1 protein-coding gene is annotated in these 342 nt (G+C 63.7%); it reads right to left on the reverse strand.

Annotation, left to right across the window (positions count from 1 at the left end; all coding sequences use genetic code 11):
- Position 1 precedes the first annotated feature (1 nt).
- Positions 2-342: aldehyde dehydrogenase family protein (locus QMX85_RS23375; RefSeq protein ID WP_282344944.1), on the reverse strand; the 341-nt coding region annotated here is incomplete at its 5' end.

Below are 342 nucleotides of genomic sequence, written 5' to 3' on the forward strand. Positions count from 1 at the left end.
CTCAGAAGAAGCCCAGCGGATTGGTGTCGTAGCTGACCAGCAGGTTCTTGGTCTGCTGGTAGTGGTCGAGCATCATCTTGTGCGTCTCGCGGCCGACGCCGGACTTCTTGTAGCCGCCGAACGCGGCGTGCGCCGGGTACAGGTGGTAGCAGTTGGTCCACACACGACCGGCCTTGATCGCCCGGCCCATGCGGTAGGCGCGGTTGATGTCGCGGGTCCACAGCCCGGCGCCCAGGCCGAACTCGGTGTCGTTGGCGATCGCCAGGGCTTCGGCTTCGTCCTTGAAGGTGGTGATGCTCACCACCGGACCGAAGATTTCCTCCTGGAACACGCGCATCTTGT

The organism is Pseudomonas sp. PS02288, from assembly GCF_029959715.1.
Taxonomy (GTDB): Bacteria; Pseudomonadota; Gammaproteobacteria; order Pseudomonadales; family Pseudomonadaceae; genus Pseudomonas_O; species Pseudomonas_O kuykendallii.